This window comes from Catellatospora sp. NPDC049111 (assembly GCF_040648615.1).
GTDB lineage: Bacteria > Actinomycetota > Actinomycetes > Mycobacteriales > Micromonosporaceae > Catellatospora > Catellatospora aurea.
Genome location: NZ_JBEZEB010000016.1, coordinates 92,002 through 109,033 on the forward strand (window position 1 = coordinate 92,002; position 17,032 = coordinate 109,033).

16 protein-coding genes are annotated in these 17,032 nt (G+C 72.0%); 11 read left to right on the top strand and 5 right to left on the bottom strand.

Features of this window, described 5'->3' with window-relative positions; all coding sequences use genetic code 11:
• The first annotated feature begins 84 nt into the window (after positions 1–84).
• The 5 genes from AB0B66_RS22600 (at position 85) to AB0B66_RS22620 (ending at position 5,040) form a co-directional block, all read left to right on the top strand.
• Complete coding sequence (locus tag AB0B66_RS22600; RefSeq protein WP_360533086.1) at positions 85–762, top strand: hypothetical protein; 678 nt, start codon at positions 85–87, stop codon at positions 760–762.
• A 51-nt stretch (positions 763–813) separates the two neighbouring features.
• Positions 814–1,920, top strand: a complete 1,107-nt coding sequence (locus tag AB0B66_RS22605; RefSeq protein WP_360533089.1) for a DUF5931 domain-containing protein — start codon at positions 814–816, stop codon at positions 1,918–1,920.
• 22 nt (positions 1,921–1,942) lie between these two features.
• Positions 1,943–2,572: a response regulator transcription factor gene (locus AB0B66_RS22610; RefSeq protein ID WP_360533245.1), complete on the top strand. Its 630-nt coding sequence runs from the start codon at positions 1,943–1,945 to the stop codon at positions 2,570–2,572.
• 199 nt (positions 2,573–2,771) lie between these two features.
• On the top strand, positions 2,772–4,199 hold the full coding sequence (gene rox, locus AB0B66_RS22615) for a rifampin monooxygenase (protein WP_360533248.1): 1,428 nt from the start codon (positions 2,772–2,774) through the stop codon (positions 4,197–4,199).
• An 82-nt stretch (positions 4,200–4,281) separates the two neighbouring features.
• Complete coding sequence (locus tag AB0B66_RS22620) at positions 4,282–5,040, top strand: DUF427 domain-containing protein (protein WP_360533092.1); 759 nt, start codon at positions 4,282–4,284, stop codon at positions 5,038–5,040.
• Between the two features lie 4 nt (positions 5,041–5,044).
• Here the strand turns inward: AB0B66_RS22620 and AB0B66_RS22625 are convergent, their stop codons facing one another.
• Together AB0B66_RS22625 and AB0B66_RS22630 are read right to left on the bottom strand one after the other, a co-directional pair.
• Entirely contained in the window at positions 5,045–5,494 is a 450-nt protein-coding gene (locus AB0B66_RS22625; protein WP_360533095.1) for an STAS domain-containing protein, read from the bottom strand.
• Positions 5,495–5,594: 100 nt separating this feature from the next.
• Positions 5,595–6,302: a MarR family transcriptional regulator gene (locus AB0B66_RS22630; RefSeq protein ID WP_360533098.1), complete on the bottom strand. Its 708-nt coding sequence runs from the start codon at positions 6,300–6,302 to the stop codon at positions 5,595–5,597.
• Positions 6,303–6,514: 212 nt separating this feature from the next.
• On the opposite strand from AB0B66_RS22630, the gene AB0B66_RS22635 reads away from it, so the two are divergent.
• Positions 6,515–7,501, top strand: a complete 987-nt coding sequence (locus AB0B66_RS22635) for a hypothetical protein (protein ID WP_360533101.1) — start codon at positions 6,515–6,517, stop codon at positions 7,499–7,501.
• Positions 7,502–7,555: 54 nt separating this feature from the next.
• Here the strand turns inward: AB0B66_RS22635 and AB0B66_RS22640 are convergent, their stop codons facing one another.
• Positions 7,556–8,224 (bottom strand): class I SAM-dependent methyltransferase, encoded by a 669-nt coding sequence (locus AB0B66_RS22640; protein ID WP_360533104.1) that lies wholly within the window; start codon positions 8,222–8,224, stop codon positions 7,556–7,558.
• Between the two features lie 29 nt (positions 8,225–8,253).
• Complete coding sequence (locus AB0B66_RS22645) at positions 8,254–10,551, bottom strand: glycosyl hydrolase (protein ID WP_360533107.1); 2,298 nt, start codon at positions 10,549–10,551, stop codon at positions 8,254–8,256.
• A 101-nt stretch (positions 10,552–10,652) separates the two neighbouring features.
• Between AB0B66_RS22645 and AB0B66_RS22650 the strand changes: the two genes are divergently transcribed.
• From AB0B66_RS22650 to AB0B66_RS22665, 4 genes are read left to right on the top strand one after another with little or no spacing between them, the layout of a single operon-like run.
• Positions 10,653–11,477 (top strand): ABC transporter permease subunit, encoded by an 825-nt coding sequence (locus AB0B66_RS22650; protein ID WP_360533251.1) that lies wholly within the window; start codon positions 10,653–10,655, stop codon positions 11,475–11,477.
• A gap of 32 nt (positions 11,478–11,509) precedes the next feature.
• Complete coding sequence (locus AB0B66_RS22655) at positions 11,510–12,802, top strand: sugar ABC transporter substrate-binding protein (protein ID WP_360533254.1); 1,293 nt, start codon at positions 11,510–11,512, stop codon at positions 12,800–12,802.
• Complete coding sequence (locus tag AB0B66_RS22660; protein WP_360533110.1) at positions 12,799–13,845, top strand: ABC transporter ATP-binding protein; 1,047 nt, start codon at positions 12,799–12,801, stop codon at positions 13,843–13,845. Before AB0B66_RS22655 ends, AB0B66_RS22660 begins: the two co-directional genes overlap by 4 nt.
• A 29-nt stretch (positions 13,846–13,874) precedes the next feature.
• Positions 13,875–14,765, top strand: a complete 891-nt coding sequence (locus tag AB0B66_RS22665; protein ID WP_360533257.1) for a sugar ABC transporter permease — start codon at positions 13,875–13,877, stop codon at positions 14,763–14,765.
• A 29-nt stretch (positions 14,766–14,794) separates the two neighbouring features.
• Here AB0B66_RS22665 and AB0B66_RS22670 read toward each other — a convergent pair whose 3' ends face one another.
• Positions 14,795–15,667 carry an oxidoreductase gene (locus AB0B66_RS22670; protein ID WP_360533113.1) on the bottom strand — a complete coding sequence of 291 codons (873 nt, stop codon included), beginning with the start codon at positions 15,665–15,667 and terminating at the stop codon, positions 14,795–14,797.
• A gap of 282 nt (positions 15,668–15,949) precedes the next feature.
• Here AB0B66_RS22670 and AB0B66_RS22675 point away from each other — a divergent pair, with 282 nt between their 5' ends.
• A complete protein-coding gene (locus AB0B66_RS22675) occupies positions 15,950–17,029 on the top strand; it encodes a cytochrome P450 (RefSeq protein ID WP_360533116.1) in 1,080 nt (359 codons plus the stop codon).
• Positions 17,030–17,032: the final 3 nt, after the last annotated feature.

The following is a 17,032-nucleotide window of genomic DNA, read 5'->3' on the forward strand; positions in this document are numbered from 1 at the left end:
TCCTCGCCTCGCCCGCGATCGTGGCGTTCCTGCTGGCCGAGGACCCCGGCCAGATCGGGGCGTACCCGTCGTGGGTGGGTCGGTGTGGCGCTCGCGCCGGTCGTGGCCTACCTCGTGGTCCGGTTCGCCGGACGCGGCAGGGTGCACCCCCGGCACCAGGTCCATCTCGTCCGCGCCGGCGTCCTGACGGCGCTTGCCGCAGGCACCGCGCTGCTGGCGCTGGTGCTGCACCAGCGCTATCTCGGCGGCACGGTGCCCCCGGTCACGGCCGGCAAGCAGCCGCTGACGCTGGAGACGTCACTGCCGCTGGTCGGTCCGGTCGCCGCCGGCACGACGGCCCTGGTGTTCTACTTCGTGCTGCGGCTGCTCGACCGCAAGCTGCCGCGCCGGACGCAGGCCGCGCCACAGCGCCCGACCGCGTGGGCCGACCCGCGACCCCAGGAGATCTGGTGGGGTGAGATCGAGTTCCGCGACGGCGACGGGTCCAAGGACCGGCCGTTCGTCGTGCTGCGTGTGCATCCCGACCACCTGGAGGTCCTGCAGATCACGTCGAAGGACAAGTCGCACCGCGGCGACCATGTTCCGTTCTGGACAGGCAGCGCCGACCCGTACGCCGTCGAGGACGGCTTCCTCGAACTCGTGGTCCGGCGGGTGAGCCGGTTCGACCTGCGACGCCGGGATGTAGCGTACTGCCCGGACGAGATCTGGCACCGGGTGCGCTCGACCCGGGCGGCCGACGCGCCGCGATCCCGGACGGCGTGATCCCGGACGGCCGCTCGGCGCGAATCGACGGCTGCGGAAAGGAGACCGCCGGTGGGACTGCAGGCGCCACTGTGGCGGGCCGTCACCGTGTTCCGGGTGGCCGCGCTGGTGTACGCCACGATCCTCATGCTGGCCGGGTTCCGCGACTTCACCCGGCCCTGGCTGGGCTGGGCGGTGCTCGCGGCGATGACCGCCTGGACCGCCGTCACCGGCGTGCGCTACCACGATCCCGCCGGCCGCAACCGGGCCTGGCTGGCGGCCGACCTGGCCGTCACCCTTGCCTGCCTGCTCGCGTCCAACCTGGTCGTGTCGCCCGAACGCCTGGCCTCGGGCGGGCCGACGCTGCCGATGGCCTGGGTCGCCGGCGCGGTGCTGGTGTGGGCGCTGCGCGGCGGCCGCCGGGCGGGCGGGATCGCCGCGCTGATCCTCGGCGCGGCCGACCTGTTCCTGCGCGGCGAGATCACCTCGGCGACCGCGAACGGCACGGTGCTGCTGCTGCTCGCGGGCGGGGTCATGGGGTACGTGTCCCGGCTGACCGACGACGCCGAGACCCGGATGCAGCGGGCCGTGGAACTGGACGCCGCGACCCGCGAGCGCGAGCGGCTGGCCCGCGGCATCCACGACTCCGTGCTGCAGGTGCTCGCCCTGGTGCAGCGCCGCGGCACGGAGCTGGGCGGCGAGGCCGCGGAGCTGGGGCGGCTGGCCGGGGAGCAGGAGGCGGTGCTGCGCTCGCTGGTGGGCGTGCAGGACGAGGCGGCGGCCGCGGGCAGCGCGGACCTGCGCCTGCTGCTGGGACGGTACGGCTCCCCGCGGGTCACCGTCGCCATGCCCGCGACGCCGGTGCTGCTGCCCGCGGCGATCGCGGCAGAGGTCGCCGCGGCGGCCGGCAGCGCGCTGGACAACGTGGCCGTCCACTGCGGTCCCGAGACGCGGGCCTGGGTGCTGGTCGAGCAGGAGCCCGACGCGGTCACGGTGTCGATCCGCGACGACGGGCCGGGCATCACGCCGGGCCGGCTCGCCGAGGCCGCGGCGTCGGGACGGCTCGGGGTGGCGCAGTCGATCCAGGGCCGCATCCGCGACCTGGGCGGCGCGGTCGCCATCACCGGCGGCCCCGGCGAGGGCACCGAGGTGGAACTGCGGGTGCCGCTGCCCCGCTAGGCTGACGTGCGTGGTGGACGTGATGGTGGTCGACGACCATCCGATGTGGCGCGACGGGGTGGCCCGCGACCTGACCGACGCCGGGTACACGGTGGTGGCCGCGGTCGGCGAGGGCGGGCAGGCGGTGCGCATCGGCCCGTCGGTGCGCCCCGACGTCGTCGTGCTCGACCTGCAACTGCCGGACCTGTCCGGGGTGGAGGTCATCCGCGGCCTGGTCGCGGCCCTGCCGCAGATGCGGGTGCTGGTGCTGTCGGCCAGTGGCGAGCAGCAGGACGTGCTCGACGCCGTCAAGGCCGGCGCGGCGGGCTACCTGGTGAAGTCGGCGGCGCGGGAGGAGTTCCTGGACGCCGTGCGGCGCACCGCCGAGGGCGACGCGGTGTTCACGGCCGGGCTCGCGGGCCTGGTGCTGGGCGAGTACCGCAGGCTCGCCGCCGCCCCCGGGGACGGCCCGGACACGCCGCGGCTCAGCGAGCGGGAGACCGAGGTGCTGCGCCTGGTCGCCAAGGGTCTGAGCTACCGGCAGATCGCCGAGCGGCTCACCCTGTCGCATCGCACGGTGCAGAACCACGTGCAGAACACGCTGGGCAAGCTGCAGCTGCACAACCGGGTGGAGCTGGTCCGCTACGCCATCGAGCAGGGCCTCGACGACTGAGCGTCGCACCTGCGGCAACAGAAAAGGCAAGGAGAGCACTCTCCCTGCCACTATTAACTTATACCGCACCCCCGGTCTTGCGGCAAGACCCCGGTCATGCTGCAGAATCTCCAGCCGAAGCCAGAACCTGCGGAAATCAGGTATTCGCGATGTACGCGCGCTTTCGTCACGAGATGCGCGCATGCGGTTGGGGGAATTCATGATCGACGTGATCGTCGCCGGGGCGGGGCCTACCGGCCTGATGCTGGCCTGCGAGCTGCGGCTGCACGGCGTGCAGGTGCTCGTGCTGGAGAAGGAGACCGAACCGGCCGCCTACGTGCGCGCGCTGGGCCTGCACGTGCGCAGCATCGAGGTCATGGACCAGCGCGGGCTGCTGGACCGGTTCCTCGAACAGGGCAAGAAGTATCCGCTCGGCAGCTTTTTCGCCGGGATCGACAAGCCCTCCCCGGAGCGGCTGGACACCGCGCACGGCTACGTCCTGGGCATCCCGCAGCCCACCACGGATCGTCTGCTGGCCGAACGCGCCGCCGAACTCGGCGCGCAGATCCGGCGCGGCAGCGAGCTGACCGGGCTGAGCCAGGACGACCGTGGGGTGACCGTCGAGCTGGCCGACGGCACGCGGCTGCGCTCGCGCTACCTCGTCGGCTGCGACGGCGGCCGCAGCACGGTGCGCAGGCTGCTCGGCGTCGGCTTCCCCGGCGAGCCCGCCACGGCCGAGACGCTGCTGGGCGAGATGGCGGCGACCATGCCTGCGGACGAGGTGGCCGCCGTGGTCGCCGAGGTCCGCCAGACCCAGAAGCGGTTCGGGCTCGGACCGATCGGCGACGGGGTCTACCGGGTCGTGGTGCCCGCCGAGGGGGTGGCCGAGGACCGCACGACGGCCCCGACGCTGGACGAGTTCCGCCGGCAGCTGCGGGCGATCGCTGGCACCGACTTCGGCGTGCACTCGCCGCGCTGGCTGTCCCGGTTCGGCGACGCGACCCGGCAGGCCGAGCGCTACCAGGTCGGCCGGGTGCTGCTGGCCGGCGACGCGGCGCACATCCACCCGCCGACCGGCGGGCAGGGCCTCAACCTGGGCGTCCAGGACGCGTTCAACCTCGGCTGGAAGCTGGCAGCCGAGGTGAACGGCTGGGCCCCGGACGGGCTGCTGGACAGCTACCACACCGAACGGCACCCGGTCGCGGCCGACGTGCTGAACAACACCCGGGCGCAGATGACGCTCATGTCCACCGAGCCGGGCCCGCAGGCGGTGCGCCGGCTGATGTCGGAGCTGATGGACTTCGAGCAGGTGAACCGGCACCTGATCGAGAAGATCACCGCGATCGGGATCCGCTACGACTTCGGCGGCGGCCACGAGCTGCTCGGCCGGCGGCTGCGCGACGTCGAACTGAAGCGCGGGCGGCTGTACGGGCTGATGCACGCCGGTCGCGGGCTGCTGCTCGACCAGACCGGCCGGCTGTCGGTCGACGGCTGGGCGGATCTGGTCGACCACGTCGTCGACGTCAGCGAAGAACTCGACGTGCCCGCCGTGCTCCTGCGGCCGGACGGCCACGTCGCCTGGGTCGGCGACGACCAGCAGGAGCTGCTGGAGCAGTTGCCGCGCTGGTTCGGCGCGGCCATCGGCTGAACAGCGGCGGGGTGCCCGGGACCGGGCACCCCGCCGATATCTGTGCGGAATGTGACCCGGGGACCGCATCGTTGATCGGTGTATGAGCATTTCGACCGGCACGGGCACCCGCACCCGGATCGAGCACGGCGCCAAGCGCGTACGCGCGTACTTCAACGGCCAGGTCGTGGCCGACACGAGCAGACCGGTGCTCGTCTGGGAGGTCCCGTACTACCCGGCCTACTACCTGCCCGTCGAGGACGTGCACAGCGAGCTGCTCAAACCGACCGGCCGGACGGCGACGACGGGCATGGGCGAGGGCGACCTGTACACGGTGCAGGTCGGCGACCGCACGGCCGAGGACGCGGCGGTGCGCTACGAGAACTCGCCGATCACGGGGCTACGGGGGCTGGTGCGGTTCGAGTGGGGGGCCATGGACGCCTGGTTCGAGGAGGACGAGGAGGTTTACACCCATCCCCGCGACCCGCACACCCGGGTCGACATCCTGGCCAGCTCGCGCCACGTACGGGTCGAGGTCGACGGGGTGACGGTGGCCGAGTCGCACCGCCCGACGATCCTGTTCGAGACCGGCCTGCCGGCGCGCTTCTACCTGCCGAAGACCGACGTACGGCTCGATCTGCTCGAGCCCACCGACACGGTCAGCCACTGCCCGTACAAGGGCCAGGCCGAGTACTGGTCGGTGCGGACGGGCGACACGGTGCGCGACGACCTCGTGTGGTCGTACCGCACGCCGCTGCACGAGAGCCGGAAGATCGAAGGGCTGGTCGCCTTCTACAACGAGAAGGTCGACCTCTACGTGGACGGCGTGCTGCAGAAACGGCCCACGACGAAGTTCAGCTGACCGTTCATCGCGGGCGACGTGGACGCCGTGCCGCCGTGGACGGGTGCAGGCAGTGGTACCGCAGCGCCCTGGAGCGGCCGCGCTCGGGCTGATGCCACGGGCTCACCCCGTCCGGGTCGCGCGGGGTGGTCGCGAGCAGCTGTTCGGCGCGCAGCGCCTCGATGGCGGCACGGATGTGCGGCGGCGGGTCGGCCACCGTCAGGTGCACGCCCAGCCGCAGCGCACTGGTCCGGAAGAGCATCAGCACGCTGATCCCCGCGGCGTCGATCGCGTCGAGGCCGGCGCAGTCCACGGTGAGCTGGTCGGTGGGAAAACGATCGAGCACGACACCGATCGCCTTTCCCAGCTGGTGTGCCGTGGTCGAGTCGAGCCGCCCGTGGGCGGTCAGGTACACGCCCACCGGTGAGGTGTACAGGCGCAGCTCCAGCATCTCGGTCATGGTCCGCTCGCTCACGTCGCTGTGATGGTCGGGATTGCCTGACGCTTCCCCGAACGGCGGGCCGTCAATCCTCGAATCAGGTCACGATTGGACAACAAGGCAGCGCGAACCCCGGTCAGGAGTCACGGCGCCACTGCTCCGCGGCGTCCAGCATCGCCTGGCCCAGGTACTGGAGGAAGTCGCTCGTGCCGCGCAGGCGCGCGCCCGCCGGGGTGTCGGGTCCCAGGATCCGCGCTCCCTGGCCGGTGATCTGCGCCAGGGTCGTGTTCATCCGGGAGCTGGCGAGCCACGCCTTGTACCAGACGTCGCCGTCGATGTGATAGCGGTCGTGGCGTGACCGCGGGTCGCGTTCGCGGCGGATCAGCTGCTGCTGCTCCAGATCCCCCACCGCCTTGGACACCGACGCCGCGCTGACCTGGAGATGGGCGACGAGTTCGGCGGCGGTGAGGCTGCCGCTGTCGGTGGTGTAGAGGTGCGCGAGGATCCTGGCCGCCATCCGGGTGAGACCGGTGCGCGCGGTCAGCTCGGTGAGCTGCTCCTCGAAGGCCCGCACGGCCTCGGGGTCGCGCCCGTGGGCGGCGGCCTGCGCCACCGGAGCCTTCTTCGCCGCTCCCCCGGCCGGCGTGCGCCGCGCCCGGCTCTCCCCGGCTCGGTGGGCACGGTCGGCGCGGTAGGCCAGCGGCCCGCCGTTGCGGTGCACCTCTCGGGTGATCGTCGAGGTCGGGCGGTCCAGCGTGCGGGCGATCTCGGCGTACCCGAGGCGCTCGGCGAGCCCGGCCGCGATGCGCTGGCGATCCTGCAACGTCAGCCGTCCACCAGGCATTCTTCGCCCCTCTCGATCAGTCGCCCCGCCAGTATGCGGCCGCGCGCGACATCATTGCAATCGCCAGTTGCATTAGGTGACACCATCATTGCAACGATTGACACCTCCTCATCTGCTATTACATGTCCAGCAACGCGATCCATGATTGCCGAAACCATGAACGCAACGTAGCGTTTCGAACTGTCGAAAACCTCACGACGGGGAGAAACCTGATGAACCTGCTCCACCCCTGGCGCACCTGGCACCGCCCGCTCATGGCGAACGTGACCCTCATGCTCGGCCTCGTCCTGGTCTCCGTCGCCGGGCTGCTGCTCGACGACCAGCTGCTGCTGGGTGAGTCGGTGTGGGTCAAGCCGCTGAAGTTCGGCATCGCCTTCACCCTCTACAACGGCACGCTCGCCTGGCTGCTGACGAAACTGCGCAAGGCCCGGCGGACCGGCTGGTGGGCCGGGACGGTGTTCGCCGTCGCGGCCACGGTCGAGGTCGCGGGCATCACCGTACAGGCTGCCCGCGGCACCTTCAGCCACTTCAACGCCAACGTCGACGACCCGGTGACCGTCGCGATGACGCAGCTGTTCACCTACGGCGTGGCCGGCCTGCTCATCACGCAGCTGGTCATCGCCGGCGTGCTGCTGGCCCAGCGTGCCCTGGACCAGCCGTTCACCCGGGCCGTGCGCTGGGGCATCCTGCTGTCGACCGTGGGCATGCTGGTGCCGATCTGGTGGATGGCCACCAGCATCCACGAGCGCACGGTCGTCGACGCCAACGGCACCGACGTGACGATGTACCAGGGCCACGGCATCGGCGACCCCGACGGCAACGGCATGTTCCTCACCAACTGGAGCACCACCGGCGGCGACTTCCGCGTGCCGCACTTCTTCGGGCTGCACGCCGTCCACGCCCTGCTGCTCACCGCGCTCCTGCTCCAGGTGCTCGCCCGGCACAGCCGGGTCCTGCGCGACGAAGCGGTCCGCGCCCGGCTCATGACCGTCGCCGGGGCGGCCTGCACCGGCCTGCTCGCCCTGCTCGCGTGGCAGACGGGCCGCGGGCAGTCACTGATCCACCCGGACGCCGCCACGCTGCTCGCCCTCGCCGCGCTCGTCGTGGTCACCACCGGTGCGGCCACCGCGGTCCTGAAGTCGGGCGCCGGACGCCCCGCGCACCCACAGCCGCTGGAGCACGCGGTTCACTCCCGGTGAGACGTGGGCGGGTCACCGGGCGTCACGGCCCGGTGATCCGCCCACTCTCGGACCTCATCGGCCGGCCCGCTGCCAGATGCCCTCCCACTGCGACCACCGGCCCTCGGCGGGCGGGGTGCGACGGGTGCTGTGCAGCCGCAGAGGCATGACGGCGGTGAACCGGTCCCCCAGGAGGGCCTGCAACTCGTGTGCGGTGAAGAAGCGGATGTCCAGCCCGGTCTTCGGCCCCCTGCGGTAGCGGATGGTGAATCCGTCGTCGGGCGCGGCCTCGACCACGTCGTGGTCGTACTCGATGTCGGTGGCCGTGGCGTTCACCCGGACGCAGAGCAGGCCGCCCGGCGCGACCCGGGCGGCGGCTGCGCCGAGGTGGCGATGGGCCTGGGCGCGGGTGCCGTGCTGGAAGACCTGGATCCCGACGACCAGTTCGTAGCGATCCTGTTCCGGCAGCGCGCGCAGATCCCCGACGATCAGCTCGCCGGCGCGGTCCGGGCGGCGCTCGCGCAGTTGGACGATCGCCTCGGTGGAGATGTCCAGGCCGATCAGGTCCAGGCCCGCGTCGAGCAGGGGCAGCAGATTCCGGCCGTTGCCGCATCCGATGTAGACGCCTCGGCGCAGCCTGCATCGGCCGGCCGCCGCCACGATGTCGTCGACGAAGCCGACGGGCGGGTCGTCGAGGTATCGACCGGCAAGGTACTCGGCGTTCCACAGCTCGGCAGCGTCCACCCCCAGCAGGGTAGGCGAGCTGAGTCCGCTCACAGCGCGGGCGCTCCGACGTCGAGCCGGTAGACGCCCAGGCCGTAGGTGCCTGCCGTGATCAGGGTGCGGCCGCCGGAGACGGCAGTGGCCAGGTCCATGACCGACACCACGGGCAGGCCGGTGCCCGCCGCCGACCAGGTCGCTCCGGCGTCGATGGAGGTGAACACGCCGACGTCGGTGCCGACGTACAGCGCGTTGCGGTTCTGCGGGTCGAGGACCAGGTCGTTGACGGGCGCGTTGGGCAGGTTGCCGGAGATCTGCTGCCAGCTGGTGCCGCCGTTGGTGGTGCGGTAGACGTGCGCGGCCGAGTCGCCCGTGGTGTACCCGGAGAACGTGGCGTAGACGAGGTTGGCGTCGGTCGGGTCGACGGTGAGCCGGGTGACCCAGCGCTGGGGCAGCGAAGTGCCGATCTCGGTCCAGGTGCTGCCGGTGTTGCGGGTGACCCAGATGCGGCCGTCGTCGGTGCCGACGTAGATGGTCGCGGCGCTGGTCTTGGCGACGGCGATGGTCGAGATGGTGTTGTAGCTGGTGCTGCCGCTGCTGCCGCGGCTCAGGTCACCGCTGATCGCGGTCCAGCTCTGCGCCGAGTTGGTGGAGCGGTTGAGGCGGTTGCCGCCGTAGTACATGATCGCCGGGTTGGACGGGTCGAACACCACCGGTGTCAGCCAGGCGCGGCGGTCGGAGGTCGTCGAGCCGAATCCGCTCATCGAGTTGCCGCCGTTGGTGGAGCGGCCGCAGGAGCCGTTCTGCGAGCAGGCGTACACCTTCTGGTGGTTGGTGGGGTCGATGAGGTTCTGCAGGCCGTCGCCGCCGTAGTAGGAACCCCACGCCGACCAGGACCGGACTGAGCCGTTGTCCTGCAGGCCGCCGCTGATGCGCGAGACGTCCTGCTGGGACACCGCGACGGTGTAGAACTGCATGTTGCCCAGCCGGGTGGTCTTGGTCCAGCTGCCGCTCAGCGACCCGTTCGCGGTGGAGCGGTAGATGCCGCCGTCGTTGCCGAAGAACACGCGGTTGGCGACCCGCGGGTCGAACGCCACGGCGTGCTGGTCGACGTGGAAGGAGCTGGAGTTGCTGGTCCAGCTGCCGCCGGCGTTGCTCGATTCGAGCATCGGCACGCCGGGCACGAAGATGTGCTGGGGTGCCACCGGGTCGACGAAGATCCGGGAGAACCACCAGCCGAAGGTGGACTGCGACGAGTTCAGCGCCGACGTGTTGGTGATCTGCGTCCAGGTGTCGCCGCGGTTGGTGGAGGTCCAGAAACCGAGGAAGTTGCCGGTGGCGTTGGCCGCGATGGCGTACACCCGGTTGGTGTCGCTCTTGGCGACGGCGACGCCCATCCGGCCGACGTTGGTGCCGGACGCGGGCAGCGTGCCGGCGAGCCGGGTGAAGCTGGCGCCGCCGTCGGTGGACCGGAACAGGCCGGAGCCGACGCCACCGTAGCGGCGGCTGCCGGGCATCCGCTGGTGGTCCCACATCGTGACGTAGATCCGGTTCGGGTCGGCCGGGTCGAGGGCGACGTCGGAGGCCCCGGTGGTGGAGTTGGCTCCGGCGAGGACGCGGGTCCAGTTCGCGCCGCCGTCGGTGGTGCGGTAGAGGCCGCGGTCACCGCCTGGCACGTACAGGTTGCCGGTGGCCGCGACGAGGATGCGGTTCTCGTTGGTGGGGTCGATGACGATGCGGCCGATCCGGTTGGTGCCGGTCAGGCCGACCGACTGCCAGGTCACGCCACGGTCGGTCGAGCGGTAGACGCCCGTGCCGGGGAAGGAGGCGCTGCCGCCGCCGGGGTTGGCCTCGCCGGTCCCGGCGTAGAGGACGCCCGCGCTGGTGATCGCGATCGCGCCGATGGCCTGGGTGATGGCCGCGTCCCACGCGTAGTTGAACGTGCTGCCCGAGTCGGTGCTCTTCCAGACCCCGCCCGAGGCGGTGGCGGCGTAGACGGTGTTGGCGACGGACGGGTCGACGACCAGGTCGGTGACGCGTCCGCCGAGGTTCGTCGGGCCCATCGACTGCCAGGCGGGCAGCGCCGCGAAGGTGGCCGCGCCGCCGATCCGTTCGGCCTGGGCACGGGCGCGCCCTGACAGCGCGACGAGGTCGCCGGTCTGGCGCGGGCCGAGTCGCTGGGCCATGAACCATTCGTCGGCGCCGGACGGGCCGGCTGCGCCCTCCAGGGCTTCCAGCGCGGCGACGTCAGGTCCGATCACGACATCTGCAGGCAGGCCGTGCGCGGCTGCGGATGCGGCCAGCGACAGGCTCAACAGGACGGTCACACCGAAACCCAGTGATGATCTCATATTCCCCACCCCGGCTAGACATGCAATGCTACGCATCTATACATCTAAAGCTCTAGAGGTGATCGGTGATTTGGCACGCCTTCGCCGCGAGACGTCGCGGCATCGTGCGCGACGCGTCCCACCGCCGCCGAACCTATGGGGCCCTCGCCGTGACGGCGCTCTTCACCGCACCGCTGGTGCTGCTGGTGACCGGCTCGCTGCGCGAACCGGGCCTGCCGCCCGTCGTCGCGCCGCCGCTGTTGCCCGACGACCCCGGCATAGCGGCCTACCAGCAGGCGATCACCCACGGCGACCTGGTGCGCGCGGCCGTCAACTCGATGGTCGTCGCCGCGGTCGGCGTACCGCTGAGCCTGCTCGTGGCCTCGCTTGCCGGATTCGCGCTGACCCAGCTCCCCCGCCGCGTCACCAGCACGGTGATCGCGCTGTCCGTACTGGCGATGATGGTGCCCGCCACCGCGCTGCTGCTGCCGCGCTTCGTGCTGTTCCGCACGCTCCAGCTGACCGACACCCTCGTGCCCCTGGTCGCGCCCGCGCTGATCGCCACCTCGCCGCTCTACCCGCTGATCTACTTCCTCGCCTTCCGGGCGATCCCCGCCGACAGCTACGACCTGTGCCGGCTCGCCGACCTCACGCCAATGCAGACGTGGCGGCGCATGGCACTGCCCCAGGTCCAGCCGGTCACCGCCGGGCTGGCCGCACTCACCTTCGTGCTGACCTGGTCGAACCTGCTCGACCCGATGGTCTACCTCTACGACCGGGCCGCCTTCACCCTGCCGCTGGCACTGCGCGCCCTGGCCGCGATGGACCCGCACAACCAGCCCGTCTTCCTCGCCGGTGCCGTGCTCACCACCCTGCCGACCCTGCTCGTGCTCGGGGTCGCCCAGCGCCGGTTCCTGCACTCCTACGGCCCCGAAGGAGCCTCGTGAAGCGAACAGTCGCCCTGCTGAGCCTGCTCACCATGTTCACCGCCGCCGGGGTCACCGCCGGTTGCGGCGCCGACGCAGATCCTGCCGCCGACACCGTGTCCCTGCTGGTCGCGGGCACCCCCGACGAGCTTGCCGCGTACCGGTCGCTGGCCGCCGAGTACCAGAAGGCCACGCCGGGCGCCACCGTGGACCTGATCGAGGCGAGCAGCGCGAAGGACCTGATGACCAGGGTGTCCACTTCGGTCGCCGGGAACGCCGCACCCGACCTGTTCCTGATCAACTACCGCAACTACGGCCAGTTCGCCGTCAAGGGTGCGCTCGCTCCGCTGACCGCCCGGCTGGCCGCCTCGGGCAGCCTGCACGAGCAGGACTTCTACCCGCAGGCCATGGGCGCCTTCCGCTGGGGCGGCGAGCAGATGTGCCTGCCGCAGAACATCTCCAGCCTCGCCCTCTACTACAACCGCAGCCTGTTCAAGAAGTACGAGGTGGCCGAGCCGGTGGCGGGCTGGCACTGGAACGACCTGGTCGCCACCGCGCAGGCGCTGACCCGCGACGCGGGCGGCCGGACCGTGAAGGCCGGGGACCCGGAGACCGCCGGAGTGCCGGCGGCCGTGCACGGGCTGGGCATCACGCCCGAACTGATCCGGCTCGCGCCGCTGATCTGGTCGAACGGCGGCGACATCGTCGACGACCCGGCCGCGCCGACCCGGCTCACCCTGGACACGCCCGAGGCGCGGACGGTGATCCAGGACTTCCTGGAACTGCCGAAGATCGGCGTCGTCCCGTCGGACGTCGAAGTGGAGACCCAGGACCACGAGGCAAGGTTCGCGGCCGGCAAGCTGGCCATGTTCGTCTCGTCCCGGCGGGTCACCACCGCCTTCCGGGCGATCACCGGGTTCGACTGGGACGTCGCCCCGCTGCCGCAGTACCGCTCCCCGGCCAACATCCTGCACAGCGACGCGTACTGCATGACCAAGGCGTCGAGCCGGCAGGACGCGGCGTGGCGCTTCCTCGAATACGCCCTGAGCGACCCCGGGGCCGCGCTCATGGCCCGGACCGGGCGCACCGTGCCGTCACGGATCTCCGTGGCGACCTCGCCCGCGTTCCTGTCCCCCGGCACGTCGCCGGCCCGCTCGCAGATCTTCCTGGACACGATCCCGGTGCTGCGGCCGGTGCCGACGATCTCGACCTGGCCGGAGATCGAGGACGCGACCGGCAAGGTCCTGGAGAACGCCTTCTTCCACGGCGACCCCCTGGACAAGGTGATCGCCGACCTGGACGCGGCGACCCGGCCGGTCTTCCAGCGGGGCACGGCGGCGCGGTGAAAGCCGGGCTGAGCCTGCGCGGGGTGTCCCTGTCGCGCGGGGCGATCACCGCCCTGCGCGGCATCGACCTGGCCGTGCCCCGGGGCGAGCTGCTCGTCGTGCTCGGCCCGTCCGGCGCGGGCAAGTCCTCACTGCTGCGGGCCGTCGCCGGGCTCGACCCGGTGAGCACCGGCACCGTCGCCATCGGCGGACGTGACGTCACCGCGCTGCGGCCCGGGCAGCGCAACGTGTCCATGGTGTTCCAGAACCACTCGCTGCTGCCGCACCTGACGGTGGCCGACAACATCGCGTTCGGCCACCGGATCCGCGGCGCGGACCGGCGGTCCGCCGCGACCCGCGCGGCACGGGCCGCGGCGACCGTCGGCTGCCAGGATCTGCTGGGTCGCCGCCCGCACCAGCTGTCGGGCGGCGAGCGGCAGCGGGTGGCGCTGGCCCGCGCGCTGGTACGCGAACCCGACGTGTTCCTGCTCGACGAGCCCCTGGCCAACCTGGACGCCGAACTGCGCATCCGGATGCGCACCGAGATCCGGGCCGTGCACGACCGGCTCGGCGCGACGACGGTCTACGTCACCCACGACCAGTCCGAGGCGATGGCGCTCGGCGACCGGATCGCCGTGCTCCGCGCCGGCCGCTTCGAGCAGGTCGGCACCCCCGACGAGGTATGGCGGCGGCCGCGCACCCGCCACGTCGCCGCCTTCGTCGGCGCGCCCGGCATGAACCTGCTTCCCGGCGACGGGCCGCTGAGCCTGCCCGGCGTGCCGGCAACCGGCGTCGAGCTGGGCGTGCGGCCGGAGCACGTGTCGCTCGGCGGCACGCCGGCCGGCCCGCTGGGCAACGTCGAACGGGTCGAGGTGCTCGGCGAGGACGCGCTGGTCCACCTGAACGTCGGCGGGCACCCCCTGATCGCCCGGGTGCCCGCCGCCGCCCGGCCCGCGCCCGGTGACCGGGTCGGCATCGGGGTCGCCGAGGAGCACCTGCACGCCTTCGACGCCGCCACCGGCGAAAGGGTCCCGCAGCCCACCGGAGCCGGGCAGGCCGGGTGATGGACCGCGACCGCCGTCAACTGCTGCTGATGCTCATGCCTTACCTGGTCGGCCTGGTGGTGCTGGTGCTGCTGCCCGCCGCGGCGACGCTGGCGATGGCGTTCACCGAAAGCGACCTGATCGCGACCTCGCGGTTCGTCGGCCTGGCCAACTTCGCCGAGCTGACCAGGGATCCGGCGGTGCGGGCCGCAGTCGGCAACTCGCTGTCCTACCTGGCCTTCTCGGTGCCGCTGCGGCTCGTCCTCGCGGTCGGGCTGGCCCTGCTGCTGCACCGGCGCGCCCGTGCCGCCGGAACGGCACGCGTGGCGGTGCTGCTGCCCGGCGCGGTCCCGGAGCTGGCGTACGGGCTGATGTGGCTGTGGCTGCTCAACCCGATCCAGGGGCCGGTCAACCAGCTGCTCCTGCTCGGCGGCGAGGGCGGGCGGACCATGTTCGGCACCCTGCCTCCGCAGTGGCTGACCGACCCCGAGGACGCCCGCGCCGGGATCGTCCTGATGAGCCTGTTCACGATCGGCGAGACGTTCGTCATCGTGCTCACGGCCCGGCTGGCGCTGCCGCCCGAGGCGTACGAACTCGCCGAACTGGAGGGCGCCGGTGCCGGGCAGGTGCTGCGCCGGGTGACACTGCCGCTGCTCGCGCCGGTGCTCGCCGTGCTGGTCCTGCGGGACACGCTGATGAGCATGCAGGCGTCGTTCGTGCCGACGCTGGTCGTGACGGGCGGCGGCCCTCCGCCGTACGCGACGACCTACCTGTCGCTGGTGCTCTACCAGGACGCGTTCGAGTATCTGCGATACGGCTACGCCGCCGCGGTCGCGGCGCTGATGCTGGGCCTGACCGCGGCGGCGGTGCTGATCCAGTGGCGTCTGCTGCGCCGCTGGGCGTCGACCGGCGTCGTCGGGGTGGTCACGACGGTCGAATAGCGACCGGGGCAGGCCTCCCCGCCGCGGGATCAGCTGCCGGTCGTCGGCGAGACCGCCGGTCGCGCGCGGCGGGCGGCGATCGTGCCCAGGGCGGCGAACAGCGCGACCACGAGCCGGTCGAAGACGCGGTCCGGCAGCAGCCAGCGGGCGAACACTGCGGCCCGCGCGCCCCGCCCGACCGCGTAACGCGAGCGCGGCCGCCGCACCGTCGCGGCCCGCCCGATCGCCTTCGCGACGACCGAGGGCGGCGAGATGTGGTCCGGCTCCGACAGCAACGCCATGGCGTACCGGCGGGCCTGCTCGCCGTAGGCTCCGCCGCCGGACGTGGCCAGCAGGCGATCCCCCGCCACCTGCGGGAACTCGGTCGCGATGCCACCGGGCTGGATCACGACGACGTCGATGCCCAGCGGCCTCAGCTCGACCCGCAGGCAGTCGCTCAGGCCCTCCAGCGCGTATTTGGTCGCGTGGTACCAGCTGCCCAGGGGCTGGTACAGCCGCGCCCCGACCGAGGACACGTTGATGATGCGGCCCGCGCCCCGCGCCCGAAGGTGAGGCAGGACCAGCTGGCACAGCCGGGCCGCGCCGAAGACGTTGACCTCGAACTGACGCCGCGCCTCATCGAGCGGCACGTCCTCCAGCGCGCCGAACGAGCCGTATCCCGCGTTGTTGACCAGGACGTCGATCCGGCCCGACTCCGCGACGACCTGGTCCACCAGGGCCACGAGGGCGGCGTCGTCGGTGACGTCGACACCGGCGGTGTGGATGCCCAGCGCGGCCAGCGGCGCCATCCGGTCCACCCGGCGGGCGACCGCGTACACGGTGAAGCCCAGCTCGTGCAGGCGCTGCGCGGTGGCCGCCCCGATGCCCGCCGAGGCTCCGGTGACGATGGCGACCTTGGTCATCTGCTCCCCCGCGGTGTCCGAATCGACAAGAGGCGATCACGGTACAGCCGCCGCACCGGCTGCGGCATGGGCCGACCCGTCCGAGTCGATGGCTGCCCGGCCGTCACCACCGGTAGGGTGACCGTCGCTGTCGGGCATCTGTCGCTGCGCTGTCCACTTCCCGCGGGAAGCGTCTGTAATCGATGGATGATCCCGGCCGCGGAAAGCGCCTTCGCGCAAAGATCCAGCTCACCGGCAGCGCTGGGGCGCACGCTCGCGGCGCTCGGGCGGCAGGAGCCGATCGTGTACGACGAACTCATGCACGCGCCGCTGGTGCTGCGGCACCGGGACGTCAGCGCTGCCCTGCGCGACACCGACACCTTCAGCACCCGCTTCTACGGCATGGGCCCGATGAGCGAGGCCATGATCGCGCTCGACGGGCCGGCGCACCACGGGCTGCGGCGCATCCACAACCGCTTCTTCAGCGCCGGTGCGAGCGCCAAGTACGCCCAGGCCGTGCTGCCGATCGCGCGGCGCAGCTTCGGGCCGCTCGCCGCGAAGGCCGAGGCGGAGCTCGTCGAGGAGAGCATCGCCCGGTATCCGATGGAGGTGTTCCTCGCCCTGCTCGGCATCCCCGACGAACTCGGCGACCAGGGCCTGGCCTGGGTGCGCGCGATCATCACCTGGCTGGGCTCGCCGATGGACGAGTCGGTGGCCGAGGCCGGCCGGCAGGCGTACGACCGGCTCAGCGAGTACACGACCACACTGGTGCGGCACGAGTTGCGCGAACGTGGCGACAACATGCTCGGCGAGATCGTCCGGGCGTTCAAGGCCGACGACGCGTACTCCCTCGAAGCGGTGACGACCGCGGTGGTGAGCCTGCTGCTGGGCGGGTTCGAGACCACCATCCAGATGATGTCGGCGACGGTGTCCTCGCTGCTGCTCAACCCGGACGCGCTGGCGCAGGTGCGGGCCGAGCCCGGCCTCGCCGAGGCGGCGATCGACGAGTCCTTCCGCTGGGCCAACCCGACCGCCGGGCTCTACCGCCTGGTCATGCGCGACACCGAGCTCGCCGGGACGCCCCTGGCCGCGGGCAGCATGGTGTACCTGTGCATCGCCGCCGCGCACTTCGACGAGCAGGTGTACCCCGACGCGGAGACGTTTCGGCTGGACCGGCGCGGTGGGGCCCACCTGGGCTTCGGCATCGGCCCGCACTACTGCGTCGGGGCTCCGCTGGCCCGCATCGAGGTCACCGCGGCCCTCACGGCGCTGCTCGACGCCTGCCCGGGTCTGCGCCTCGACCCTGATACGCCGCTGAGCTTCCACTACGGCGCACGGGGTTTCGTCCAGCACGGCACGGAGGCCCTGCCGGTCCTGACCTGACCT